At 68.6% G+C, this 23,275-nt stretch carries 25 protein-coding genes; 14 read left to right on the top strand and 11 right to left on the bottom strand.

Translation table 11 applies throughout. The annotated features are described in order from the left end of the window. Positions 1-216 precede the first annotated feature (216 nt). From BX604_RS08410 to BX604_RS08395, 5 genes are all read right to left on the bottom strand, one after another. The gene (locus BX604_RS08410) at positions 217-1,524 is read right to left on the bottom strand and encodes an MFS transporter (RefSeq protein ID WP_098550342.1); all 1,308 of its coding nucleotides are present in this window, start codon (positions 1,522-1,524) and stop codon (positions 217-219) included. After that, positions 1,484-1,741, bottom strand: a complete 258-nt coding sequence (locus BX604_RS38300) for a hypothetical protein (RefSeq protein ID WP_143748013.1) — start codon at positions 1,739-1,741, stop codon at positions 1,484-1,486. The genes BX604_RS08410 and BX604_RS38300 overlap by 41 nt, the downstream gene beginning before the upstream one ends. Next, positions 1,714-2,025, bottom strand: a complete 312-nt coding sequence (locus BX604_RS08405) for a high-potential iron-sulfur protein (RefSeq protein ID WP_096508481.1) — start codon at positions 2,023-2,025, stop codon at positions 1,714-1,716. The genes BX604_RS38300 and BX604_RS08405 overlap by 28 nt, the downstream gene beginning before the upstream one ends. Positions 2,026-2,198: 173 nt before the next feature. Beyond that, positions 2,199-3,308, bottom strand: a complete 1,110-nt coding sequence (locus BX604_RS08400) for an NAD(P)/FAD-dependent oxidoreductase (RefSeq protein ID WP_098550341.1) — start codon at positions 3,306-3,308, stop codon at positions 2,199-2,201. A gap of 141 nt (positions 3,309-3,449) precedes the next feature. After that, on the bottom strand, positions 3,450-4,430 hold the full coding sequence (locus BX604_RS08395) for an AAA family ATPase (protein WP_098550340.1): 981 nt from the start codon (positions 4,428-4,430) through the stop codon (positions 3,450-3,452). A 228-nt stretch (positions 4,431-4,658) separates the two neighbouring features. Between BX604_RS08395 and BX604_RS08390 the strand changes: the two genes are divergently transcribed. The 9 genes from BX604_RS08390 to BX604_RS08350 all read left to right on the top strand — a co-directional run bounded on the left by BX604_RS08390 (position 4,659) and on the right by BX604_RS08350 (position 13,613). Next, on the top strand, positions 4,659-5,378 hold the full coding sequence (locus BX604_RS08390) for a nitroreductase (RefSeq protein ID WP_098552756.1): 720 nt from the start codon (positions 4,659-4,661) through the stop codon (positions 5,376-5,378). 146 nt (positions 5,379-5,524) lie between these two features. After that, complete coding sequence (locus BX604_RS08385; protein ID WP_098550339.1) at positions 5,525-6,013, top strand: hypothetical protein; 489 nt, start codon at positions 5,525-5,527, stop codon at positions 6,011-6,013. Between the two features lie 5 nt (positions 6,014-6,018). Further along, positions 6,019-6,834: an endonuclease/exonuclease/phosphatase family protein gene (locus tag BX604_RS08380; protein WP_098550338.1), complete on the top strand. Its 816-nt coding sequence runs from the start codon at positions 6,019-6,021 to the stop codon at positions 6,832-6,834. 71 nt (positions 6,835-6,905) lie between these two features. Then, a complete protein-coding gene (locus BX604_RS08375; RefSeq protein WP_098550337.1) occupies positions 6,906-7,553 on the top strand; it encodes a LysE family translocator in 648 nt (215 codons plus the stop codon). Positions 7,554-7,780: 227 nt separating this feature from the next. After that, a complete protein-coding gene (locus tag BX604_RS08370; protein ID WP_098550336.1) occupies positions 7,781-8,551 on the top strand; it encodes a ferredoxin--NADP reductase in 771 nt (256 codons plus the stop codon). Positions 8,552-9,250: 699 nt separating this feature from the next. Then, positions 9,251-10,066: a quorum system sensor histidine kinase RqpS gene (rqpS, locus tag BX604_RS08365; protein WP_098550335.1), complete on the top strand. Its 816-nt coding sequence runs from the start codon at positions 9,251-9,253 to the stop codon at positions 10,064-10,066. Positions 10,067-10,073: 7 nt separating this feature from the next. Continuing rightward, positions 10,074-10,730, top strand: a complete 657-nt coding sequence (gene rqpR, locus BX604_RS08360) for a response regulator transcription factor RqpR (RefSeq protein WP_098550334.1) — start codon at positions 10,074-10,076, stop codon at positions 10,728-10,730. Between the two features lie 243 nt (positions 10,731-10,973). After that, positions 10,974-12,374, top strand: coding sequence for an amino acid permease (locus BX604_RS08355; protein ID WP_098550333.1), 1,401 nt, complete (start codon positions 10,974-10,976; stop codon positions 12,372-12,374). Between the two features lie 213 nt (positions 12,375-12,587). Next, entirely contained in the window at positions 12,588-13,613 is a 1,026-nt protein-coding gene (locus BX604_RS08350) for an XdhC family protein (RefSeq protein ID WP_098550332.1), read from the top strand. 50 nt (positions 13,614-13,663) lie between these two features. On the opposite strand, the gene BX604_RS08345 is transcribed toward BX604_RS08350, so the two are convergent. From BX604_RS08345 to fliE, 6 genes are all read right to left on the bottom strand, one after another. Then, a complete protein-coding gene (locus tag BX604_RS08345) occupies positions 13,664-14,383 on the bottom strand; it encodes a PepSY-associated TM helix domain-containing protein (protein WP_098550331.1) in 720 nt (239 codons plus the stop codon). 267 nt (positions 14,384-14,650) lie between these two features. After that, complete coding sequence (locus tag BX604_RS08340) at positions 14,651-14,977, bottom strand: EscU/YscU/HrcU family type III secretion system export apparatus switch protein (protein WP_098550330.1); 327 nt, start codon at positions 14,975-14,977, stop codon at positions 14,651-14,653. Beyond that, complete coding sequence (locus tag BX604_RS08335) at positions 14,974-16,269, bottom strand: flagellar hook-length control protein FliK (protein ID WP_098550329.1); 1,296 nt, start codon at positions 16,267-16,269, stop codon at positions 14,974-14,976. The genes BX604_RS08340 and BX604_RS08335 overlap by 4 nt, the downstream gene beginning before the upstream one ends. Positions 16,270-16,344: 75 nt before the next feature. Further along, positions 16,345-16,677 (bottom strand): flagellar protein FliT, encoded by a 333-nt coding sequence (locus BX604_RS08330; protein WP_098550328.1) that lies wholly within the window; start codon positions 16,675-16,677, stop codon positions 16,345-16,347. Beyond that, complete coding sequence (gene fliS / locus BX604_RS08325) at positions 16,674-17,108, bottom strand: flagellar export chaperone FliS (protein WP_098550327.1); 435 nt, start codon at positions 17,106-17,108, stop codon at positions 16,674-16,676. Before fliS ends, BX604_RS08330 begins: the two co-directional genes overlap by 4 nt. 145 nt (positions 17,109-17,253) lie before the next feature. Beyond that, positions 17,254-17,598: a flagellar hook-basal body complex protein FliE gene (gene fliE / locus BX604_RS08320; RefSeq protein ID WP_098550326.1), complete on the bottom strand. Its 345-nt coding sequence runs from the start codon at positions 17,596-17,598 to the stop codon at positions 17,254-17,256. Between the two features lie 248 nt (positions 17,599-17,846). Between fliE and fliF the strand changes: the two genes are divergently transcribed. The 5 genes from fliF to fliJ are packed head-to-tail and all read left to right on the top strand — an operon-like array spanning position 17,847 to position 23,270. After that, a complete protein-coding gene (gene fliF, locus BX604_RS08310; RefSeq protein WP_098550325.1) occupies positions 17,847-19,610 on the top strand; it encodes a flagellar basal-body MS-ring/collar protein FliF in 1,764 nt (587 codons plus the stop codon). Beyond that, a complete protein-coding gene (gene fliG, locus BX604_RS08305) occupies positions 19,600-20,595 on the top strand; it encodes a flagellar motor switch protein FliG (protein WP_098550324.1) in 996 nt (331 codons plus the stop codon). Before fliF ends, fliG begins: the two co-directional genes overlap by 11 nt. Beyond that, complete coding sequence (fliH, locus tag BX604_RS08300; protein ID WP_098550323.1) at positions 20,588-21,271, top strand: flagellar assembly protein FliH; 684 nt, start codon at positions 20,588-20,590, stop codon at positions 21,269-21,271. Before fliG ends, fliH begins: the two co-directional genes overlap by 8 nt. Beyond that, the gene (gene fliI, locus BX604_RS08295) at positions 21,265-22,806 is read left to right on the top strand and encodes a flagellar protein export ATPase FliI (RefSeq protein ID WP_098550322.1); all 1,542 of its coding nucleotides are present in this window, start codon (positions 21,265-21,267) and stop codon (positions 22,804-22,806) included. Before fliH ends, fliI begins: the two co-directional genes overlap by 7 nt. 5 nt (positions 22,807-22,811) lie before the next feature. Next, entirely contained in the window at positions 22,812-23,270 is a 459-nt protein-coding gene (gene fliJ, locus BX604_RS08290; protein ID WP_098550321.1) for a flagellar export protein FliJ, read from the top strand. Positions 23,271-23,275 lie beyond the last annotated feature (5 nt).

Raw genomic sequence — 23,275 nt, 5'->3', positions numbered from 1 at the left:
AACTCTTCTCGCCGCGCCCACACGGGTTTTTGCGGATGTTTTGCACACGCGAAAAGTGCCTCTGCGCGCGCCAACGACCGTTTCGTTCATCCCGCGCATGTTTCCTTCGACAACTAAACATTTCATACGTGTACGCGAACGCGCGCCACGCATTTTCCCGGCCGCAGCCGCCCATCGTTGCAGCTTTCGCAACGATGGCGGAACGGCAATCGACCGTCACGCCGGCGCGTCGAGATCCGCGCTGCGCGCGGGGACGAACGCGACCGCGACGATCGACAGCGCGAGCCCCGCCATCACGTAATAGGTCGGCGCGAGCGGCGTGCCCGTGACCTTGATCAGCCACGTGACGATGAACTGGCCGAAGCCGCCGAACAGCATCACCGCGACGTTGTAGGCGATCGACAGCCCGGTCGAGCGCACGTTCGCCGGAAACAGCTCGGCGATCATCGCGCCGAACGGCCCGTAATAGCCCGCGAGCGTGACCGACAGCACGGCCTGCACCGCGATCAGCCGGCCGATGCTCGGCGCCGCGTCGAGCCATGCGAAGAGCGGATACATCAGTGCGAGCGTCAGCACGAGCGACCACAGCGACAGCCCCTTGCGGCCGATGCGGTCCGACCATGCACCGGCGATCGGCGACAGCACCATCAGCAGCAGGTTGCCGACGATCACAGCGTAGAACGATTGCGCATACGGCAGCTTCAGCTGCTTCACCGCGAAGGTCGGCAGATAGCTGATCAGCACGTAGATCGTCACGGTCAGCGCGATCACCGAGCCGAGCCCGCACAGCACTTCGCGCGGATGGCGCGTGAACACCTCGCCGAGCGTCGCGCGGCGCGCGCTTTGCTGTGCGTGCAGGAACGCTTCGGAATCGGCGAGATGACGGCGGATGTAGAAACCGATCGGGCCGATCACGAGCCCGAGGACGAACGGCACGCGCCAGCCCCAGCTGCGCAGCGCGTCGGGCGACAGCCCGCGCGTGACGGCCGCGCCGACGAGCGCGCCGATCAGCAGCGCGGCAGCCTGGCTCGCCATCTGCCAGCTGCCGTAGAAACCGCGTTTCGAGAACGGGGCGGCCTCGATCAGCAATGCCGTCGCACTGCCGAATTCGCCGCCGGCGGAGAAGCCCTGCAGCAGGCGGCCGAGCACGATCATGATCGGGCCGCCGATGCCGATCGCCGCATACGGCGGCGCAACGGCGAGCAGGAAGATGCCGGCCGTCATCAGCAGGATCACGAGCGACAGCGCGGCCTTGCGGCCTGCACGGTCCGCGTACAGCCCGAACACGATGCCGCCGATCGGGCGCATGAAGAACGCGACGCCGAACGTCGCGGTGGTCAGCAACAGCGATGAATATTCACTGGACGTCGGGAAGAACAGCTCGGCGATCACGACCGTCATGAAGCCGAACACCGTGAAGTCGTACCATTCGAGCGCATTGCCGATCACGGCCGCCGCCACCGCGCGCCGGTTCAGCGCACGCTCAGGCCGGATCGTTTTCGATGAATTCGCAATCGTCGCCATGCGTGCCTCGTCCTCGTGAATTCGCCATGTCGAGTGGCGCAGCCCGCGGGGTGGCCGCGCCGCGCTGGTTTGCAGCGAGTGTAGAAAGCGACGGAACCGTTTTCAAGCAATAAAAACGCCCGCCGTCTTTCGACGGCAGGCGTTTTGCGGTTTTCGCCACATTGCGGCATCGCACGATGCCGCCGGACGTCAGCCCATCTTCGAGAATGCGCTGCACCAGCCCTTCGCCGACACCTGCTTGCCGGGGAAAGCGCCGCACGGGCCCGAAGCCGAACCCTTCTTGCCCTGGTACAGCATGCAGGCCGCGCAATCCTGGCCCGCTGCGTACTTCGGATACTTCGCCTTGTCGACCTTCGTGGCATCGGCCTTGTAGCCGAGCGCCACGGCGGTCGGATCCGTTTCCGACAGCATCGGCGCATCGGCCAGCGCTTCACGCGACAGCGCCAGCGCGGACACGGCACCAATGCTCGTGATCAGGAAACTCCGACGGGTTGTTTTCATGGGGGACTCGCTCCAACGTTATTGGTTTGAAAGCCGCTCTGGCGACGGCCGTTCAACAGAATAACGCTCAAGCGCACAAATGTGCGCGCCGAAATGCCGGAGATAAGGGATTTCACACGGGGCGCCGCACGGGATTTCGCACGCCCGGCTTCACACGGCTGCGGGCCGCGGCGTCATGCATGCGACGTCATGTCGCCCACTCGCTGTGCGAGCGCGAGCGATGCGGTCAGCCCCGGCGACTCGATGCCGAACAGGTTCACGAGCCCGCGCACGCCGTGCTGCGCCGCACCCTGCACGATGAAGTCGGCCGGCGGCTCGCCGGGCCCCGCGAGCTTCGGCCGGATCCCCGCATAGGCCGGCCGCAGCGCGTCGTCGGGCAATGCCGGCCAGTACGCGCGGATCGACGCGTAGAACGCCTGCGCGCGCGCCGGATCGACTTCGTAGCGCAGCGCGTCGACCCATTCGACGTCCGGGCCGAAGCGCGCCTGCCCGGCCAGGTCGAGCGTCAGGTGCACGCCGAGCCCCACACGGTCGGGCATCGGGTAGACGAGATGCGAGAACGGCGCGCGCCCGGACAGGCTGAAGTAGTTGCCGCGCGCGAGATAGAGCGGCGGCACCCAGCGCGGATCGAGCCCGCGCGTGCGACGTGCGAGCGCCTGCGCGCCGAGGCCCGCGCTGTTGATCACGCACGCCGCCTCGATTTCGGTCGGTGCATCGCCGCCGGTGCGCACGACGAAACGGCCGCCGCGCAGCACGTCGATCGACTCGACCGGGGATTTCAGCGCGCACATCGCGCCGTGGCGCTGCGCGTCGCCGAGCAGCGCGAGCATCAGCTGATGGCTGTCGACGATGCCGGTGGCGGGCGAGAACAGCGCCTCCACGCATTCGAGCGCGGGCTCGAGTGCCTGCGCGTCCGTGCGCGTGAGCGGCAGCAGGTCGAACACGCCATTTTCCGCCGCGCGCGCGGCGATCGCCTTCAGTTGCTTCACCTGCGCCGCGTTCGTCGCGACGAGCAGCTTGCCCACGCGCCGATGCGGCACATGATGCGTGTCGCAGAATTCGTACAGCAGATCGCGCCCGCGCACGCACGACGTCGCCTTCAGCGAACCGCGCGGGTAGTAGAGCCCCGCATGGATCACCTCGCTGTTGCGCGAACTCGTGCCCGTGCCGATCGCGTCGGCCGCCTCGAGCACGATCGTCTCGCGCCCGCGTGCGGCCAGTTCCCGCGCAATCGCGAGACCGACGACACCCGCACCGATCACCACACAATCCGTCTGCTCCATGGCGTTTCGCGTCGCTGACGCGTCGAGGGGAGAGAAAGGAATTGTACGTCCCGGTTAGCCCGCCTGCAGAACGCATGTGCATCGGCACACGCGGGCGCGCCGGGATCCCCGGTGCGTCCCCCGCCGACGCGCGGCGCCGGCTCAGAATCCGATCGGCCGGCGCTTCGCCGCCCCCTCGTCCGCGCGGATGTCGGACGGCGCGATCACGTCGCGGCCGTCGAGCCGCGCGGCGCCGAACGCATGCAGCAGCGCGCGGCGCATGGTACGCGGCGGCGTCGCGGCCAGCACGTCGAGCGCGTCGTCGTCGAGCGTGGCGGGGAAGCGCCGCCCCCACGCGTGCGACGTGCGGATCTCGTCGTAGATCGTCTGCGCGATCCGGCGCGCGCCGGCCGCGTCGGGCGGCGCGATCTCGTACACGTTCATCCGGTTCAGCAGCGGCTCGGGAATCGACTGCGCATCGTTCGCGGTCGCGATCCAGATCACGTTGCCCGCATCGATCGGCACTTCGGCGAATTCGTCGACGAACGCGCGTGCGGTGTCGTGCTCGAGCAGCGCGTACAGCGCACCGAGCGGATCGTATTGCGCGTCGCTGCCGGCCTTGTCGATTTCGTCGACCGCGATCACCGGGTTCGCGTAGCTGCCGTTGACGAGCGCCTCGAACACCTTGCCGGGCTTCGCGTTCTTCCATTGCGACGAGGCGCCCGACAGGATCCAGCCGGCCGTGAGCGAACTCATCGGCACGTAGTGGTACGCGGTGCCGAGCAGTTGCGCGAGCGCTTTCGCGAAATGCGTCTTGCCGATGCCGGGCGGCCCGAGCAGCAGGATCGGCATCAGTTCGAGCCGGTCCTCCGTCTCGAGACACAGCGCGACCTGCTTGCGCACGTCGCCGAGCGGCTCGACGAAATTGGGCAGCGCGTCCTCCAGCTCGTCGAACGACGGCATCCGGTTCGGCTTCATGCAAAAGCGCAGATTGCCGGTCTTGAGCATTCGCTCGTAGGTCGCGCGCAGTGCGTCGCTCGCGCTTTCGTTCAGGTCACTCAGCGCCGTCTCGACCTGTTCGAGGTCGTACACCGTGCTGAAGGACGCCACCGCCAGTTCCTGCTTCACCATCGCCGTCGTCATACCAACCTCGCTACCGCTGCCGTCACACAACCATCAGACCCTTACGATTTCAGTGTAGCGATCCCGCATCCGCGTGCAAGCAAGCAGCCGACCGAGTCTGCTGCTAACACCGCGTGCGCACTGCAGCGTCGTGCGGCGCGGCGTATGATCGAAAGTTCACCGGCCTTCGCGCCGGCTTCGCCGACGGCGCCCGCGCGGCGCCGCGCGCCTCGTTCCGAAGGGTTGCCGATGTCCGTCCCCGCCGCCTCCCCGCACGTCGATACCGACGCCACTCATCCGGTCGACGCCGCGCTCAAGTCGCGCCGCGCGATTCGCGCGTTCCTGCCGACGCCCGTGCCGCGCGACACGCTCGAGGCGATCCTCGAAGCCGCGAGCCGCGCGCCGTCGGGCACCAACATCCAGCCGTGGCGCGTCTATGTCGCGACCGGCGCGACCCGCGACGCACTCGCGGCCGCGCTCACGACGGCCTACGAGGATCCGGCCCGCGACGAGAAATACGTCGCCGAATACGATTACTACCCGCGTGAATGGGTGTCGCCGTATATCGACCGGCGCCGCAAGGTCGGCTGGGACCTGTATGGGTTATTGAACATCGGCCGCGACGAAAAGACGCGCATGCACGCGCAGCACGCGCGTAACTTCCGCTTCTTCGATGCGCCGGTCGCGCTGTTCTTCGCGCTCGATCGCGTGATGACGCACGGCGCATGGCTCGACTGCGGCATGTTCCTGCAGGGCGTGATGACGGCCGCGCGCGCCCGCAGCCTCGACACCTGCCCGCAGGCCGCGTTCGTGCCGTTTCACCGGATCGTCGCCGAGCATCTCGGGATGCCGGCCAACGAACAGCTCGTCTGCGGGATGTCGCTCGGCCATGCGGATCCGGACGCGATCGAGAACCGCCTCGTCACCGAACGCGCGCCCGTTGCGGAGTTCGCGCGCTTTCTGGCTTGAAAACACGTGACGCGCACCGACCTTTCGATCAGGACCGGATCGTGCGACGAACCTGTCGCGACGCGCCCGGTCACACCACCGTCGAAATCGATCGGGCGTAAGATGTGCGTCCGTTCCCCGCTACCCCGCGTTTCCGGAGAAGTTTCATGCTGAAACACGGCCTGGCCGTCCTGCTCGCGAGCGTCGCGCTCGCGGCCCATGCGCAGAGCCCCGCACCGGCCGTCGTCGCGTGGGAGATCCAGGTGGTGCGCGACGGTCAGACGATCGACACGTTCCAGCAGCGCACCACCGTGGGTCAGACCCGCACCGACACCCATCGCTATCCGTCCGCCGTGCCCGTCGGCTGCGGCAATGCCGCGCGCGTCGTGCCGACCGAGCGCTCGCGCTCGGTGACCGTCGCGCCGCTGTCGGTCGACGACGCCGCGCATACCGTGTCGCTCGCGCTCGACGTGCAGGAAACGCTCGACGACGAAACCGCGACGCGCAGCGATCCGTGCCTGCCCGTGTCGCCGCGGCAGATCGTCGCGAGCCATCCGGGCCTCGCGGTCGGCAGCGATGCGTGGACCGACTGGACCCTCGTCGAGCAGCATCCGCACCTCGTCTACCGCGTGCGAGCGCACGTCGCGAAGGACTGAACGCCATGTCCGCCGACGCCTTGTCCCTGCCGTTCGCCGAACCGCACAGCGCGCCCGACGAAATCACCGCGGTGAGCTGGAACCTGCACAAGGGCCGCTCGCCGCTCGGCTTCACCGCGTGGAACGCGATGCGCAACTGGATGCAGTCGACGCACGCCGACGTGTATTTTCTGCAGGAAGCGATGGCGCGCCGCATGCCGCGCCCGGTGCTCGCGCCCGGCTTCGGCGCGCCGATGGACGACGCGGGCGACGACGTGTGGCACTGCCAGGCCACCGAGATCGCGCACGCGCTCGACTGGAAGATCGCACTCGGTCCGAACGTGTTCAAGCCGTCGTGGCGGCACGGCAATGCGATCCTGTCGCCGCACCCGCTCGACCTCGGCGGCCGCTGGGACATCTCCGCGCACCGCTTCGAGCGGCGCGGGCTGCTGGTCGCGCGCGCGACGCTTGCCGGCTCGCGGCCCGTCACGCTGCTGTGCGCACACCTCGCGCTCACGCGCGCGGCGCGGCTGCGCCAGATGCACTGGATCGCGCACTGGATCGTGCGCAACGCAGGCGACGGCCCGCTCGTGCTCGCCGGCGACTTCAACGACTGGCGCAACGATTCGGTCGCGCTGTTCGGCGAAATCGGGATGTCCGAAGTCGCGACGCTGCTCGGCCAGTCGGGCCGCACCTTCCCCGCGTTCTCGCCGGCGCTCGCGCTCGACAAGATGTTCGTGCGCGGGCTGACGCCGCTCGAATGGCAGGCGCCGTCCGGCGAAACCGCGTGGCTGTCGGATCACCTGCCGTATATCGCGCGCCTGCGCCTCGATCCGCGGTAACGCGCAGCGCGGCCGCGCGACGCGCGCTACAGTAACGGTTTGTCGTCTTCCCGCCTTGTCGCCGCGCCGCCATGACCTACCTGCCGATCCTGCTGCAAATCGCCGTCGTCTATCTCGTCGCGGCGATCACGCCCGGCCCGAACTTCTTCATGATCTCGCAGCTGTCGCTCGCCGGGCGGCGCAGCCTGGGCGCCGCCTCGGCGCTCGGCGTCGGCACCGCCTCGGTTGCGTGGGCGACGCTCGCGATGCTCGGCCTCGCGGCCGTGCTGCACCAGGTCGAATGGCTGTACGAGACGATCCGGATCGGCGGCGCCGTGTATCTCGTGTATTTCGGCTTCAAGCTGCTGCGCTCGGGCGTGCGTCGCGATCCGCCGCCGGCCGACACGCCGGACGACGGTACGCCGCTGGCCGCGCTGCAGGCGCGCGACTACCTGCGCGCGTATCGCAGCGGCCTCGTCACCTGCCTGACCAATCCGAAGTCGTGCGCGTTCTGGACCAGCGTGTTCGCGGCGATGCTGCCCGCGCACGTGCCGCTGTGGTTCAACGGCGCGGTGCTGGTGACGATCGGCGTGCTGTCGGCCGGCTGGTATTCGTGCGTCGCATTCCTGTTCGCGAGCCCGCGCGCGCAGCGCGGCTACCGGCGCGTGCGGCGCCCGCTCGACGCACTGTGCGGCGCCGCGCTCGTCGGCCTCGGCGCGAAGCTCGCGGCCGATCGTTGAAAGCTGATTGAAATAATGCGTTGCGCTAAATCCGCGCAGCCGCGCGGGTCAAGCCCGCATCTGCCCCAAGCAGGGTAAAATAAGGGGTTCCTCAAACGTCTGTCATCGAGAGGCGCGTGTCCGACGCGCCGGCCGGCCGATCCGTGATCGGGCCGACGCACTCGGTTTTTTTTGCCCGTTTTTGGGCCCGTTACACGCGTTCGCCACGCGCGTCCGTTTTCAAAGCCATGAGCAAATACGACACCGCCACCGTCCAATCCGTCCATCACTGGACCGACACGCTTTTCAGCTTCACCTGCACCCGTGAGCCGAGCCTGCGCTTCAACAACGGCGAATTCACGATGGTCGGGCTCGAAGTCGACGGCAAGCCGCTCGCGCGCGCCTACTCGATCGTCAGCCCGAACTACGAAGAGCATCTCGAATTCTTCAGCATCAAGGTCCAGAACGGCCCGCTGACGTCGCGCCTGCAGCATCTGAAGGTGGGCGACCCGGTGCTGATCGGCAAGAAGCCGACCGGCACGCTCGTCGCCGACAACCTGCTGCCCGGCAAGACGCTGTGGATGCTGTCGACCGGCACCGGCCTCGCGCCGTTCATGTCGATCATCCGCGACCCGGACATCTACGAACGCTTCGACAAGGTGATCCTGACGCACACCTGCCGCCTGAAGGGCGAGCTGGCGTACATGGACTTCATCAAGCACGACCTGCCGGGCCACGAGTACCTGGGTGACATCATCAAGGAAAAGCTCGTCTACTACCCGACCGTCACGCGCGAAGCGTTCGACAACGAGGGCCGGATCACCGACCTGATCGCGACGGGCAAGCTGTTCACGGATCTCGACGTGCCGCCGTTCTCGCCGGAAAACGACCGCGTGATGCTGTGCGGCAGCACCGCGATGCTGAAGGACACGACCGATCTGCTGAAGCAGGCCGGCCTGGTTGAAGGCAAGAACAGCGCGCCGGGTCACTACGTGATCGAGCGCGCCTTCGTGGACTGATCGTTCCCTAAGGGCCTGTTCCCGCTAATAACGGGCTTGCGCTGGCCGTCAGAAGGGCCGAGCGCCAGGATTGCGACGAAGCGAATACTCGACGTATTCGCGAGGAGCATGACGCAGCGATCGGCCCTTCTGACGGCCAGCCCCACGAATGAATTTTCCAACAGGGGAACGCGCCTTGCCGGCCGTATTGCGGCGTCGTTCGTCGCTTGTTTGGCTCGGCCAAACGGCGCTCCTCACTCCTTGCACTACAGCCGGCAAGGCACGTTCGCAAGCCCGTTATTAGCGGGAACAGGCCCTATTTGTGCCGCATCAAGAACCGGAGCAAAAGCTCCGGTTTTTTTTCGTCCCTGCTTGGCGAATTCGTAACAAACTGGGACCATGTCATCTCAAATAGTTACATTTGGATACGCGCCGGGCGGCGCTTTCATGTCGGTGTTTTTCCTACAGAATCTTCATTCCGATTATTCACATTTACCCTTAAATGTCCGCCTGACATGACCTTTTCCGCATTTTTGAGATATTATTCGGCCCGCGCGGTCGTGACCGGAACGACCATTTAAGGGTCGGAATTAGTCGTTACAAGATGTAACTTTTGTTACCTCGGGTCGCGACGATTCTCCGGCGGTGCCGTCGTCGAAACGGCAGCCGACCCGCGCAGCCGGCCGGTGCCTGAACCGCTTTCTGACAGCAGGGAGAGTCATGGATACGTCGCTCAACGCGCCCCCGGGCGCCCACGCCCCGTTCCCGTCGCGACAGCTCGCGCACGGTTGCGCCGCGACTGTGCCCATGGCCGACGCCCTGCCCGAACCCGATGCGTGCGACGCACGCGTCGCGGCGCTGTCCGCGCAACTGATGGTCGCCGACGAAGCGGCCCGCCGCCATCTGGCCGGCGAACTGCACGACGGCCTCGGCGCCGAACTCACCGCTGCGCGTTTCGCGCTCGCCAATATCCACACGTGGTTGCCGGCCGACGCGCCGGAAGGCTGCCTGCGCGCGCTCGAGCTGGCGCAGCGCGCGCTCGACTCCGCGACCGATGCGAATCGCCGGCTGATCGACGAACGCGACACGCCCGCGCTCGACGGCGGGCTCGTCGGCGCGCTGTCGGCCTGGGTCGACAGCCACGCGGCCCGCACCGGCCTGCGCACGAGCTTCGTGTGCGCGGCCGATGCGCGGCTCACGCAACTCGCCGGCGCCAGCGCGCTCGCGATCTTCCGCGTCGCGCAGGAAGCGCTGTCGAACGTCGCGAAGCACGCGCGCGCCACGTCCGTCGACGTGCGGATCGAGACGAACCGCACGCATCTGGCGCTGATCGTAACCGACGATGGGACCGGTTTCGCCCGCGGCCGTCGCACCGGCTACGGCCTCGCCGGCATGCGTGCACGCTGCGAAGCGTTCGGCGGCAGCTTCGAAGCGGCCGCGCCGGCATCCGGCCGCGGCACGCGCGTCGCCGCGCGGCTGGCGTGGGACTCGCTGTTCGCGGTGCCCGCCGCGGCGCGCCACGCGTCGCGTTCGTGAGGTCGTCATGAGCCTGAACATTCTGCTCGTGGACGATCATGCGATCGTCCGGCAAGGCATCCGCCACCTGCTGATCGACCGCGGCGTCGCCCGCGACGTGACCGAGGCCGAGAACGGCAGCGACGCGGTGGCCGCCGTCGACCGGCAGACGTTCGACGTGATCCTGCTCGACATCTCGCTGCCCGACACGAACGGCATCGAGGTGCTCAAGCGCATCAAGCGCAAGCTGCCGGGCACGCCGGTGCTGATGTTCTCGATGTACCGCGAGGATCAGTACGCGGTGCGCGCGCTGAAGGCCGGCGCGGCCGGCTACCTGTCGAAGACGGTGAACGCCGCGCAGATGATCGGCGCGATCCAGCAGGTCGCGGCTGGCCGCAAGTACGTGAGCCCGGCGATGGCCGAGGCGCTCGCCGAATACGTGTCGTTCGAGAACGAGCCGCTGCCGCACGAGAAGCTGTCCGACCGCGAATACCAGACGCTCTGCATGCTCGCGTCGGGCAAGCGGCTCACCGACATCGCGAACACGCTGTCGCTGTCGGTGAAGACGGTCAGCGTGTACCGGTCGCGACTGCTCGAGAAGATGCGGCTGTCGAACAACGCGGAACTCACGTTCTACGTGATGAGCAACCAGCTCGTCGACATGGCGCCCGCATCGGGCGCCTGATTCGCCGAACCGCACGCCTCCCGTATCGCCCCGACATCGCCCCGATGTCGCCCGCCTGGCCGCCGCAATGGCATCGCGCCGTTCCCGGCCGCCGCGCGTTGCGCGCAAGCGCTTGTTTTATCTGACGATTCCATGCCGCGCCGCTGCGCCGCAGCGAGTCTTTCGCGCCAAATCGGCTAAAATTCCGGGTTTTCACTCAGTCAGCGTCCCGCGCTTGCGCGCGCTGGCGATCGATCCATCGCAATGTCCCTCTTCCGCAAGAAAAACGTCGATCGCATGATCGCCGGCGCGCACAGCGCCGGGCTCAAGAAAGCGCTCGGCGCGATCGACCTGACCTTCCTCGGCATCGGCGCGATCATCGGCACCGGCATCTTCGTGCTGACCGGCACCGGCGCCGTGCAGGCCGGTCCCGCGCTGATGCTGTCGTTCGTGATCGCCGCGATCGCATGCGGGCTCGCAGCGCTGTCGTATGCCGAGTTCGCGTCGACGATTCCGGTTGCGGGGTCGATCTACACGTATTCGTACGCGACGCTCGGCGAACTCGTCGCGTGGATCATCGGCTGGGATCTGATGCTCGAGTACGGCCTTGCGTCGTCGGCCGTGTCGGTCGGCTGGTCGGGCTACCTGCAGTCGCTGCTGCAGGGCTTCGGGCTCACGCTGCCGACCGTGCTGACGGCCGCGCCCGGCGCGGTGCCGGGCGTCACGACGCTGTTCAACCTGCCGGCGTTCCTCGTGATGCTCGTGATCACGACGCTGCTGTCGATCGGCATCCGCGAGTCGACCCGCATCAACAACATCATGGTGTTCATCAAGGTGTCGGTGGTGCTGCTCGTGATCGCGGTCGGCCTGTTCCACGTGCAGCCCGCGAACTGGAAGCCGTTCATGCCGCACGGCTGGAACGGCGTGTTCGGCGCGGCGGCCGTGATGTTCTTCGCGTTCATCGGCTTCGATGCGGTGTCGTCGGCCGCCGAAGAGGTGAAGAATCCGAAGCGCGACCTGCCGATCGGCATCATCGCGTCGCTCGCGGTGTGCGCGGTGCTGTACGTGACGGTGGCCGCCATCGCGACCGGCATCGTGCCGTCGGCCCAGTACGCGAACGTGTCGCACCCGATCTCGTATGCGCTGCAGATCGCCGGCGAGAAGTGGGTCGCGGGCTTCATCGATCTCGGCGCGGTGCTCGGCATGCTGACCGTGATCCTCGTGATGAGCTACGGCCAGACGCGGATCATCTTCGCGATGTCGCGCGACGGGCTGCTGCCGGCGCGGCTGTCGCGCGTGCATCCGCGCTACGCGACGCCGTTCCTGACGACCTGGCTCGTCGGCCTGTTCTTCGGCCTGATCGCCGCGCTCGTGCCGCTCAACGTGCTCGCCGAGCTGATCAACATCGGGACGCTCGCCGCGTTCTCGATGGTGTCGATCGCGGTGCTCGTGCTGCGCCGCACGCATCCGGACCTGCCGCGCGCGTTCCGCTGCCCGGGCGTGCCGGTGGTGCCGATCCTCGCGGTCGGCTCGTGCCTGTTCCTGATGCTGAACCTGCAGCCCGTCACGTGGGCCGCGTTCGGCATCTGGCTCGTGATCGGCCTCGTGATCTACTTCCTGTATTCGCGACACCATTCGAAGCTCGCCCGCGGCCACGCGGACTGACGCCCGGCGGCGACGCACGCTGCGTCGCCCCGCCCGACACGGCGCACCCGCCTCGCGGGTGCGCCGTTTGCGTTTTCGGCGCGGCGCACTGCCCGCCCGCGCAGGCCGGACCGGCCGTCCGAACCGCCGCCACCCGGCGTCCACGCGTCGGCGCGCAACAAGCAGGGCCGCGGCAGGCGGTTCATAATGCGGCCAATCAATGAGGTAACGACGATGGAAAGTGTGGATCTCGACGTGTTGAAGTCGAGCGCGCGCTGGCTCGACGAAGGACGCCGCGTGCTGCTCGTGACGGTCGTGAAGACCTGGGGTTCGTCGCCGCGCCCCGAGGGTGCGATGCTCGCGGTGCGCGAGGACGGGCTCGTGGTCGGTTCCGTGTCCGGCGGGTGCATCGAGGATGACCTGATCGCCCGCGTGCATGCGAGCGGGATCGCGGCCGATGCGCGCCCGGAAGCCGTGAAATACGGCGTGACGGCCGAAGAAGCGCACCGTTTCGGGCTGCCGTGCGGCGGCACGATCCAGCTCGTGCTCGAGCCGCTCACGCGCGACAGCGGGATCGCCGCGCTCTGCGCGGAAGTCGAGGCCGGCCGCCTCGTCACGCGCACGATGACGCTCGCGACCGGCCGCGCATCGCTGTCGCCCGCACTGGCGGCCGACGGCCTCGCGTTCGACGGCGAACGGCTCGTGACGATCCACGGGCCGCGCTACCGGATGCTCGTGATCGGCGCGGGGCAGTTGTCGCGCTATCTGTGCCAGATCGCGGTCGGTCTCGACTACCAGGTGACGGTATGCGACCCGCGCGAGGAATACACGGATGCGTGGGACGTGCCGGGCACCCGTGTCGTGCATACGATGCCCGACGATACGGTGCTCGACATGAAGCTGGATGCGCGTTCGGCCGTGATCGCGCTCACGCACGACCCGAAACTCGACGACCTCGCGCTGATGGAGGCGCTGAAGACGCCCGCGTTCTACGTCGGCGCGCTCGGCTCGCGGCGCAACAACGCGGCGCGGCGCGAGCGGCTGCTCGAATTCGACCTGAACGACACGGAACTCGCACGGCTGCACGGGCCGGCCGGCATCTACATCGGCAGCCGCACGCCGCCGGAAATCGCGATCTCGATCCTCGCCGAGGTGACGGCCGCGAAGAACAACGTGTCGCTGCCGACGATCCTGCAGGTCGAGGGCGCGAAAGCCGCGCGCGAGATCGCGGCCAACAACGGCGCGACCTGCGGCCTCTGAGGTCGGGCCTGCGCCGGCGGCAAGCCGGCGCGATTCATTTCACGAGCAACTCAGGCGAGGCCTGCGGCGAGCGCCGCGGCGACCGAGCCGGCCACCAGCACGACGCCCACCGTGCGACGCTTGTTCAGCTCCGTCCACAGCAGCACGCCCGTCAGCGACAACAGGATCAGCGATCCCGCGATCGTGTCCATCAGCAGCACCCAGCCGACGCTCATCCCGACGCCGCGATGCAGGTTGTTCAGCGTCGTCAGGAACGTGTTGCCGGTGCGCTTCACCGACACATAGCCGTTCCCGACCCAGTATTCGGCCTGCAGGTTCTGGTGCGGCCCGAACAGGCCCATCTGCCAGTGCTCCGGCTGCATCACGCGCTTGTCGCCCCACGCGACCGGCTGCGCCGGCTCCTTGCGCATGCGGCCCGGGCGACCGTCGAAGTGCAGCTCGTGCTGCAGCCACTTCGTCATCGCGGCGGGCGACTTCGGCACGGGGTCCGGCAACGCGATCTGCATCTGCTCGACCTGCGGCTCGCCGGTCGAAATCTTCAGTGGCGGCGCGCGATGGTTGAGCAGCACGCCCGTCACGCCGAACAGCAGCCCGAGCACCGCGCCCCATAGCCCGACCCAGCCGTGCACCTTGCGCAGCCATTTGATGAAGGTCGCGCGGCGCGAACGCTGGCGGCGCGCGGCCAGTTCGTCGTCGGTCAGCAGGCGTGCGGCCGGATGCAGCACGGTAATACCCGCCTGCGGCGGGGCGATCGTTTCGGGCGCGTTCACGCGAAAGCTTCCATTCGTCCAAAGCAACGGGCGGCGCACGGAAATCGCGCACCGCCCGGGCAGCATGAAAATGAGAATGGATATCATTACACAAACTGCGGCCGCACTCAATCCATGAAAGCCGCTCGCGCGAGCGAGAAAACTCGACGATCGTTGATGAAGTGCGTCATTTCAGCGAAGATCAAAAAGGATATAAGAAAGATATCGACGAAATACTTGCGAAAGACGAAGACAGCATTTCGCAAGAAATCGGGGTGTGCCGGGCGCTCAGCGGCGTAGCGGCGGCAGCGGAAAGCGGACGTCACCCTGCTCGGCCTCCGGCCCGGGTTCAGTGCGATCGAGCGAATACAGCCACGCCAGCAGATCCGCGACGGCCTGGTAAAGCTGCGGCGGAATCCGGTCGTCGAGATCGACCTGCATCAGCAGCGACACCATCTCCGGCGCCGTATGCACGTACAGCCCGGCATCGTGCGCGCGGGCGACGATCATCTCCGCGAGCAGCCCGTAGCCCTTCGCGACCACGCGCGGGGCGGCATCGCCGCCTTTCGGATCGTAGACCAGCGCGGCTGCGCGCTTGCGGGACGTCATGTTCATCGCGGCAAGTCGTCGTCAAGGTCGGGCGTGCCGGCGGCCGCGCTGCGCGCATACGCGGCAGACGCCGCCTGCGCGACCAGCGGGTCGAAATCGTCCGGCTCGTCGTCGACCGCGCGGATCGACAGCCCGCCGAGTTGCAGCCCCGATCCCTCGAACCGCTGCCGCAGCGCGGCCTCGTTGCGTGTGAGGCGGACCGCGCCGGTCGAATTCGCGCGCAGCCGCGCGACGAGCTGCGCGCCGTTCAACACCAGTTCCGCGTCGACGGTGCCGAGCGACGGCAACGTCAGCGTCAGCCGCGTGCGCCATGCGATGCCGTCGCCCGCGTCGTCGCTGTGCGATGCGCGGCCGCCGGACTCGTCGGGCTCGATCGTCCAGTCGAGGCGTGCGCCGGGCCATGCCTCGCCGCTCCAGCGGAACTGGTCGGTCGCGAGCGCATCGAGCTGCTGCCGGACGATCGGCACGGCGTCCGGGTGCACGGCAGCCGCGGTCTGCGCCTGCGGGTCGGCCGACGCGGCGGCCAGCTCGGCGCGCGCGGGCGTCCAGCGCAAGTCGGCATGCTCGCCGAGCGGATCGGCGGCCATGCCGGCCGCGCCCGACGCTGCGTATTGCCGCGCGCCCGCAGCAGCGTTCTGCGCGAGTGCGTTCGACATCGTGCCGCCCGGCTGCGCGGCGTTTCGTCCCGCGGCCGGCAGCGACGAGCGCGGCGCGAGCAGTTCGTCGAGCACGTCGGACGTGTCGAACTGCGCGCCGTCCGCGGCAGCCTGCCCGGGCGCGGCAAGTCGCGCCTGCGGTTCGCGCAGCAGCGCGGCGAGCGGGCGCTGGCCGGCCAGCCATTGCGCGAGATGGGATTCGTAGAAGAGGCCGCTTTCGCTCACGGCCTGCGCGAGCGCGGCATGCAGCACCGCGACGGGCGGCGCGGCGGCAGTCGTGGCAGTCGCGGCAGACGTGGAGGCCGACGCCGCAGGGCCGGACGCCGGCGGCGTTGCCGGATCGGTCAGCAGCACGGAGGGATCGGCCAGCAGCGGCGTTCGCCCGGCGACCACGGGCGTCGCGGCGCCGCCCACGCGCGAGATCGCATCGAGCGCGAGCGCGACATCGGACAGTGCGGTTTGCGCGGAGGCAGGCGGTGCCGCGGGCGAGCCGTTCGCCGCGGACGTCGACGACGCGCCGGCGCCCGGCGTGCCGACCTGCGCGGTCGCGCCGCCGCCGGCGGGCGCCGACACGGTGCCGGTCAGCAGGCTGTCGAGGCGGCTCGCCAGCAGGGCGGCCGCAACGGAGTCGATACCGGTCATGATCGGAGCCTGCTCACCTCAGCCACCTCGTTGCGAATCCGGGCGCGCGGAAACCGCGGCCGCGGCCAACGAACGCTACCCGCGTGCGCGGTAGAGATCGGTCAATACCTTGGTCGAGCGCCGCGCCTCGAACAGCGCGGACAGCCGCGCGACTTCCGGGCTCGCGAGATCGCGGATCGCGGCGTCGTCGGCGAGGATGCGGCGGATCAGGCCGAGCTTGCGTCCGAGGTCCGATTCATCGAGCGTGACGCCCGGATCGGCCTCCTTCAGTCCGTCGACGAGTTGCAGGAATTCAGCCTGCAATTCCGGCAGCGCGCTCCAGTCCGCCCCGCGCGCCGCGCACAGCATCCGGCCGGACACGGCCGCGAGCGCCTCGTAACGCGCGAAATACTCGGCCTTGCAATTCATCGCACCGCGCCCGCTGCCTGTTGTGCGGTCATGCGCGCGACTTCCGGCGCGATGCCCGTCCATGCTTCCTCGAGCGTCGCGAGCAGCCCGTCGACCTCGACCAGCATCGCGTCGCTCGCGTCCGCATTGGCCTGCAGCAGGCGCCGGCCGATATACGCGTACAGCGCGTCCAGGCGCGTGGCGATCTCGCCGCCCGCGTCGCGGTTCAGCGAGGCCTGCAGGCCGCTCTCGACGATCCCGATCGCCTTGCCGATCGCTTCGCCGCGGGCCGGCACGTTGCCTTGCTGCAAGTGCAGGCGCGCGAGCGCGATGGCCTGCCGCGCGCCCTGGTACAGCATCGCGATCAGCCGGTGCGGGGACGCGCCCATCACCCCCGTCTCGACGCCGACACGCGCGTACGCACTGGCTCCAGCGTGGCCTGGGGAAAACATGCGCTTCTCCTTTTGATGCGTTGACGATGCGAAGGCCGCCGCCCTGCATTGCACGACGCGGCCATCTTCCGCAGTTATCGGAAGGAATTCGGAAAGCTTTAGGCGTACGGGCCGCCGGCCCGTCGACGCGGCCGGCCGGCGCGCGTCACACCGACATCTGCATGATGTCGTTGTAGGCGCTCACGAGCTTGTTGCGGACCTGGAGCCCGAACTGGAAGCCGATGTTGGCCTTCTGCATGTCGACCATCACGTCGTTCAGCGACACGTTCGGCGCGCCGACTTCGAACGCCTGCGCCTCGCCGAGCGCGTGCTGCTGGTCGCCGCTGATCTTGTCGAGCGACGCCTTCATCGCGCTCGCGAACGTGCCGGCGGTCGCGGCGCCCGAGCCGGCGAGCGCGGCCGTCGGGCTTGCGACCCCGCTGGACGCCTGTGCGGCCATCGCCTGCATCTGTTGCAACACCGATCCGATTCCGCTGACGTTGGCAGCCATGCTGTCCCCAGACATATGAGAAGAGACCCGGCCTGGCCGGGCGATCCGCCGGTGCCGCACGACGCGCACCATGCCGGATCGCGAAAAAGGATAGCAGCGCAGCGCGCGCCAAAGCCGCGAAAGTACGGGGGAAACCCCGCTCTTTTCGGTCGATCGGACACTCCGCCGGATCACGATAATCGCATCGTGTCATTGTCCGTCCGCTCGTCCGAGCGGCTCAGTCGTCCCGCTCCGGAGAAACTCGTCGCATGGATTCGCAGGCCAATTCGCTGATCAACCCCGACGCCCGCGCGGGCCTCGCCAGCCCGGTGCCAGGCGCCACCGCGGCCGCCGCGCTGCCGGGGGCGGGCGGCGCTGGCGCGGACTTCGGGTTGGGCGGCTTCGCCGAACGCATCCCGGGCATCTCGCGGATGAAGGGCAACCCGAAGCTGCCGTTCGTGATCGCCGTCGCGTTCGCGGTCGCCGTGATCACCGCGCTCGTGCTGTGGAGCCGCGCGCCCGACTACCGCGTGCTGTACAGCAACCTGTCGGACCGCGACGGCGGCGCGATCATCACCGCGCTCCAGCAGGCAAACGTTCCATACAAGTTCGCCGACGCCGGCGGCGCGATCCTCGTGCCGTCGAACCAGGTGCATGAAACGCGCCTCAAGCTCGCCGCGATGGGCCTGCCCAAGGGCGGCTCGGTCGGCTTCGAGCTGATGGACAACCAGAAATTCGGCATCAGCCAGTTCGCCGAGCAGGTGAACTACCAGCGCGCGCTCGAAGGCGAGCTGCAGCGCACCATCGAGTCGATCAACGCCGTGCGCGGCGCGCGCGTGCATCTCGCGATCCCGAAGCCGTCGGTGTTCGTGCGCGACAAGGAAGCGCCGAGCGCGTCCGTGTTCGTCGATCTCTACCCCGGCCGCGTGCTCGACGACGGCCAGGTGCAGGCGATCACGCGGATGGTGTCGTCCGGCGTGCCCGACATGCCTGCGAAGAACGTGACGATCGTCGACCAGGACGGCAACCTGCTGACCCAGTCCGCGTCGGCGTCCGGCCTCGACGCGAGCCAGCTCAAGTATGTGCAGCAGGTCGAGGGCAATACGCAGAAGCGCATCGACGCGATCCTCGCGCCGATCTTCGGCGCCGGCAACGCGCGCTCGCAGGTCAGCGCGGACATCGATTTCTCTAAGATCGAGCAGACCTCGGAAAGCTACGGCCCGAACGGCACGCCGCAACAGACCGCGATCCGCAGCCAGCAGACCAGCAGCGCGACCGAACTCGCGCAGGGCGGCGCGTCGGGCGTGCCGGGCGCGCTGTCGAACACGCCGCCGCAGCCTGCCTCCGCGCCGGTCGTCGCCGGCAACGGCCAGAGCGGGCCGCAGACGACGCCCGTCAGCGATCGCAAGGACCAGACGACCAACTACGAGCTCGACAAGACGATCCGCCACCTGGAACAGCCGATGGGCAACGTGAAGCGGCTGTCGGTCGCCGTCGTCGTCAACTACCAGCCGGTCGCCGATGCGAAGGGCCACGTGACGATGCAGCCGCTGCCGCCCGCGAAGCTCGCGCAGGTCGAGCAGCTCGTGAAGGACGCGATGGGCTACGACGAGAAGCGCGGCGACTCCGTCAACGTCGTGAACAGCGCGTTCTCGAGCGTGAGCGACCCGTACGCCGACCTGCCGTGGTGGCGCCAGCCGGACATGATCGCGATGGCAAAGGAAGTCGCGAAATGGCTCGGCATCGCGGTCGCCGCGCTCGCGCTCTATTTCATGTTCGTGCGCCCGGCGATGCGCCGCGCGTTCCCGCCGGCGCAGCCGGCCGCGCCGGCGCTCGCGGCGCCGGACGATCCGGTCGCGCTCGACGGCCTGCCCGCGCAGCTCGGCGTCGACGAAGCCGATCCGCTGCAGCTCGGCTTCGAAAACGACAAGAACCGCCACGAACGCAACCTCGACTACGCGCGCACGATCGCCCGCCGGGATCCGAAGATCGTCGCCACCGTCGTGAAGAATTGGGTGTCCGATGAACGCTGAAGGTTTGACCAAGAGCGCGCTGCTGCTGATGTCGATCGGCGAGGAAGAAGCCGCCCAGGTATTCAAGTTCCTCGCACCGCGCGAGGTCCAGAAGATCGGCGCCGCGATGGCCGCGCTGAAGAACGTCACGCGCGAGCAGGTCGACGACGTGCTGCAGGACTTCGTGAAGGAAGCCGAAGGGCACACCGCGCTGTCGCTCGATTCGAGCGAGTACATCCGCTCGGTGCTGACCAAGGCGCTCGGCGAGGACAAGGCCGGCGTGCTGATCGACCGGATCCTGCAGGGCAGCGACACGAGCGGCATCGAGGGCCTGAAGTGGATGGACTCGGGCGCCGTCGCCGAGCTGATCAAGAACGAGCATCCGCAGATCATCGCGACGATCCTCGTGCACCTCGACCGCGACCAGGCGTCCGAGATCGCGTCGTGCTTCGCCGACCGGCTGCGCAACGACGTGATGCTGCGGATCGCGACGCTCGACGGCATCCAGCCGGCCGCGCTGCGCGAGCTCGACGACGTGCTGACCGGCCTGCTGTCCGGCAGCGACAACCTCAAGCGCAGCCCGATGGGCGGCATCCGCACCGCGGCCGAGATCCTGAACTTCATGACGAGCAACCATGAAGAAGGCGTGCTCGAAAGCGTGCGCCAGTACGACGCCGATCTCGCGCAGAAGATCATCGACCAGATGTTCGTGTTCGAGAACCTGCTCGACCTCGAGGACCGCGCGATCCAGATGGTGCTGAAGGAAGTCGAATCGGAAACGCTGATCGTCGCGCTGAAGGGGGCACCGCCCGCATTGCGCCAGAAGTTCCTCGCGAACATGTCGCAGCGCGCGGCCGAACTGCTCGCCGAGGATCTCGACGCGCGCGGCCCGGTGCGCGTGTCCGAAGTCGAGACGCAGCAGCGCCGCATCCTGCAGATCGTGCGCAACCTCGCCGAAAGCGGCCAGGTCGTGATCGGCGGCAAGGCGGAAGACGCGTATGTCTGATTCCAAGCGCGCGCGCGCCGGCACCCTCACCGCGTACCAGCGGTGGGAGATGACGTCGTTCGATCCGCCGCCGCCCCCGCCGCCCGCCGACGATGCGGCGGCGGCAGCGGCCGCGCTCGCCGAGGAATTGCAGCGCGTGCGCGACGCCGCGCACGCCGAAGGCCATGCGGCCGGCCACGTCGAAGGCCAGGCACGCGGCTACCAGGCCGGTTTCGAGCAGGGCCACGCACAGGGTTTCGAGGCCGGCCAGGCCGAAGCGCGCGAACAGGCTGCGCAGCTCGCGGCCCTCGCCACGTCGTTTCGCGAAGCCGTGTCCAACGCCGGGCACGATCTCGCGGCCGACCTCGCGCAGCTCGCGCTCGACATCGCGCAGCAGGTCGTGCGCCAGCACGTGAAGCATGACCCTGCCGCGCTCGTCGCGGCCGTGCGCGACGTGCTCGCGGCCGAGCCGGCGCTGTCCGGCGCGCCGCATCTCTCCGTGAATCCGGCCGACCTGCCCGTCGTCGAAGCCTATCTGCAGGACGATCTCGATACGCTCGGCTGGAACGTGCGCACCGACGCGTCGATCGAGCGCGGCGGCTGCCGCGCGCATGCGGCCACCGGCGAAGTCGATGCGACGCTGCCCACGCGCTGGCAGCGCGTCGCCGCCGCGATCGGCAAGGTGAGCGCGTGGTGACGCGCACGCCCGAGTCGCTCGCGCACGACGGCATGACGCCGCTCGAACGCGAACTCGCGCTCGCGTCGTTCGGCCCGGACGGCGCGCACGACACCCCCCACCACGCGAAGCCGCACGCGGGCAGCACGGCCGACGACGCGCAACGCGCACCGCACAATCCGCATCTCGCGCAGTGGCGCTCGCACCTGAACGGGCTCGCCGAGCGCAGTCAGCGCGCGCTGCCGCTGCGCCCGTGCGGGCGCCTCACGCGGGCAGCCGGCCTCGTGCTGGAAGCGATCGGCCTGCGCCTGTCGGTCGGCGCCGAATGCACGATCGAATTGCCGCCCGGCAGCACGCTGCCGCATGCGGAAGCCGAAGTCGTCGGCTTCTCCGGCGACCGCCTGTTCCTGATGCCGACCACCGACGTCGCGGGCGTCCTGCCCGGTGCGCGCGTGTGGCCGCTCGAGCGCGCGCCCGTCACCGACCCGCTCGCGGGCGCCAAGCGGCTGCCGGTCGGCTGGAAGATGCTCGGGCGCGTCGTCGACGCGTCGGGCCGCCCGCTCGACGGCCTCGGCCCGCTCGGCTCGAACGCCGACGCACCGCTGTCGGCGCCGTCGATCAACCCGCTCGATCGCGAGCCGATCCACCACGTCCTCGACGTCGGCGTGCGCGCGATCAACGCGCTGCTCACCGTCGGACGCGGGCAGCGGATGGGCCTGTTCGCGGGCTCCGGCGTCGGCAAGTCGGTGCTGCTCGGCACGATGGCGCGCTACACGAGCGCGGAAGTGATCGTGATCGGGCTGATCGGCGAACGCGGCCGCGAAGTGAAGGAATTCATCGAGCAGATCCTCGGCGAGGACGGACTCGCGCGCTCGGTCGTCGTCGCGGCGCCGGCCGACGTGTCGCCGCTGCTGCGGATGCAGGGCGCGGCGTACGCCACGTCGCTCGCCGAATATTTCCGCGACCAGGGCAAGCACGTGCTGCTGCTGATGGATTCGCTCACGCGCTATGCGATGGCGCAGCGCGAGATCGCGCTCGCGATCGGCGAGCCGCCCGCGACCAAGGGCTATCCGCCGTCGGTGTTCGCGAAGCTGCCCGCGCTCGTCGAACGCACCGGCAACGGCCCCGAAGGCGGCGGCTCGATCACCGCGTTCTACACGGTGCTGACCGAAGGCGACGACCAGCAGGACCCGATCGCCGATTCGGCGCGCGCCATTCTCGACGGCCACGTCGTGCTGTCGCGCGCGCTCGCCGAGGCCGGCCACTATCCGGCGATCGACATCGAGGCGTCGATCAGCCGCGCGATGACCGCGCTGATCGACGAAAAGCATCTCGACCGCGTGCGGCAGTTCAAGCAGATGCTGTCGCGCTACCAGCGCAATCGCGACCTGATCGCCGTTGGCGCATACGCGCCCGGCCGCGACGCGCAGCTCGACCGCGCGATCGCGCTCTATCCGCGCATCGAATCGTTCCTGCAACAGGGCTTTCGCGAATGCGCGCCGTTCGCGCCGAGCCTCACCGCGCTCGATGCGCTGTTCGACGTATACGGAGGCTGACCCGGATGGCACACGGCTTTCCCCTTCAATTGCTGCTCGACCGCGCGCAGGAAGACCTCGACACGGCCGCGAAGCAGCTCGGCACCGCGCAGCGCGAGCGCGCGTCGGCCGCCGAACAGCTCGACGCCCTGCTGCGCTATCGCGACGAATACCACGCGAACTTCGCGCAATCCGCACAGCACGGCATGCCGGCCGGCAACTGGCGCAATTTCCAGGCATTCATCGATACGCTCGACACGGCGATCGCGCAGCAGCGCAACGTGCTGACCGCCGCCGACGCGCGCATCGACGAAGCGCGCCCGAACTGGCAACAGAAGAAGCGCACCGTCGGCTCATACGAAATCCTGCAGGCACGCGGTGTCGCGCAGGAAGCGCAGCGTGACGCGAAGCGCGAACAGCGCGACGCCGACGAGCACGCCGCGAAGATGCTGCGCATGCGGGCCGATGCGGCCCGATCGGCTTAACCGTC

It is taken from the genome of Burkholderia sp. JKS000303 (genome assembly GCF_002563755.1).
Taxonomy (GTDB): Bacteria; Pseudomonadota; Gammaproteobacteria; order Burkholderiales; family Burkholderiaceae; genus Burkholderia; species Burkholderia anthina_B.
Note: the sequence above shows the minus strand (reverse complement) of the source record. Positions and strands in the feature narration are given on the sequence as shown.

What these genes read in the sequence shown, in the direction of transcription:
- BX604_RS08410 (WP_098550342.1), bottom strand. Translation starts at nt 1,524, where the DNA reads ATGGCGACGATTGCGAATTCATCGAAAACGATCCGGCCTGAGCGTGCG.
- BX604_RS08405 (WP_096508481.1), bottom strand. Translation starts at nt 2,025, where the DNA reads ATGAAAACAACCCGTCGGAGTTTCCTGATCACGAGCATTGGTGCCGTG.
- BX604_RS08400 (WP_098550341.1), bottom strand. Translation starts at nt 3,308, where the DNA reads ATGGAGCAGACGGATTGTGTGGTGATCGGTGCGGGTGTCGTCGGTCTC.
- BX604_RS08395 (WP_098550340.1), bottom strand. Translation starts at nt 4,430, where the DNA reads ATGACGACGGCGATGGTGAAGCAGGAACTGGCGGTGGCGTCCTTCAGC.
- BX604_RS08390 (WP_098552756.1), top strand. Translation starts at nt 4,659, where the DNA reads ATGTCCGTCCCCGCCGCCTCCCCGCACGTCGATACCGACGCCACTCAT.
- BX604_RS08385 (WP_098550339.1), top strand. Translation starts at nt 5,525, where the DNA reads ATGCTGAAACACGGCCTGGCCGTCCTGCTCGCGAGCGTCGCGCTCGCG.
- BX604_RS08380 (WP_098550338.1), top strand. Translation starts at nt 6,019, where the DNA reads ATGTCCGCCGACGCCTTGTCCCTGCCGTTCGCCGAACCGCACAGCGCG.
- BX604_RS08375 (WP_098550337.1), top strand. Translation starts at nt 6,906, where the DNA reads ATGACCTACCTGCCGATCCTGCTGCAAATCGCCGTCGTCTATCTCGTC.
- BX604_RS08370 (WP_098550336.1), top strand. Translation starts at nt 7,781, where the DNA reads ATGAGCAAATACGACACCGCCACCGTCCAATCCGTCCATCACTGGACC.
- rqpS (WP_098550335.1), top strand. Translation starts at nt 9,251, where the DNA reads ATGGATACGTCGCTCAACGCGCCCCCGGGCGCCCACGCCCCGTTCCCG.
- rqpR (WP_098550334.1), top strand. Translation starts at nt 10,074, where the DNA reads ATGAGCCTGAACATTCTGCTCGTGGACGATCATGCGATCGTCCGGCAA.
- BX604_RS08355 (WP_098550333.1), top strand. Translation starts at nt 10,974, where the DNA reads ATGTCCCTCTTCCGCAAGAAAAACGTCGATCGCATGATCGCCGGCGCG.
- BX604_RS08350 (WP_098550332.1), top strand. Translation starts at nt 12,588, where the DNA reads ATGGAAAGTGTGGATCTCGACGTGTTGAAGTCGAGCGCGCGCTGGCTC.
- BX604_RS08340 (WP_098550330.1), bottom strand. Translation starts at nt 14,977, where the DNA reads ATGAACATGACGTCCCGCAAGCGCGCAGCCGCGCTGGTCTACGATCCG.
- BX604_RS08335 (WP_098550329.1), bottom strand. Translation starts at nt 16,269, where the DNA reads ATGACCGGTATCGACTCCGTTGCGGCCGCCCTGCTGGCGAGCCGCCTC.
- BX604_RS08330 (WP_098550328.1), bottom strand. Translation starts at nt 16,677, where the DNA reads ATGAATTGCAAGGCCGAGTATTTCGCGCGTTACGAGGCGCTCGCGGCC.
- fliS (WP_098550327.1), bottom strand. Translation starts at nt 17,108, where the DNA reads ATGTTTTCCCCAGGCCACGCTGGAGCCAGTGCGTACGCGCGTGTCGGC.
- fliE (WP_098550326.1), bottom strand. Translation starts at nt 17,598, where the DNA reads ATGGCTGCCAACGTCAGCGGAATCGGATCGGTGTTGCAACAGATGCAG.
- fliF (WP_098550325.1), top strand. Translation starts at nt 17,847, where the DNA reads ATGGATTCGCAGGCCAATTCGCTGATCAACCCCGACGCCCGCGCGGGC.
- fliG (WP_098550324.1), top strand. Translation starts at nt 19,600, where the DNA reads ATGAACGCTGAAGGTTTGACCAAGAGCGCGCTGCTGCTGATGTCGATC.
- fliH (WP_098550323.1), top strand. Translation starts at nt 20,588, where the DNA reads ATGTCTGATTCCAAGCGCGCGCGCGCCGGCACCCTCACCGCGTACCAG.
- fliJ (WP_098550321.1), top strand. Translation starts at nt 22,812, where the DNA reads ATGGCACACGGCTTTCCCCTTCAATTGCTGCTCGACCGCGCGCAGGAA.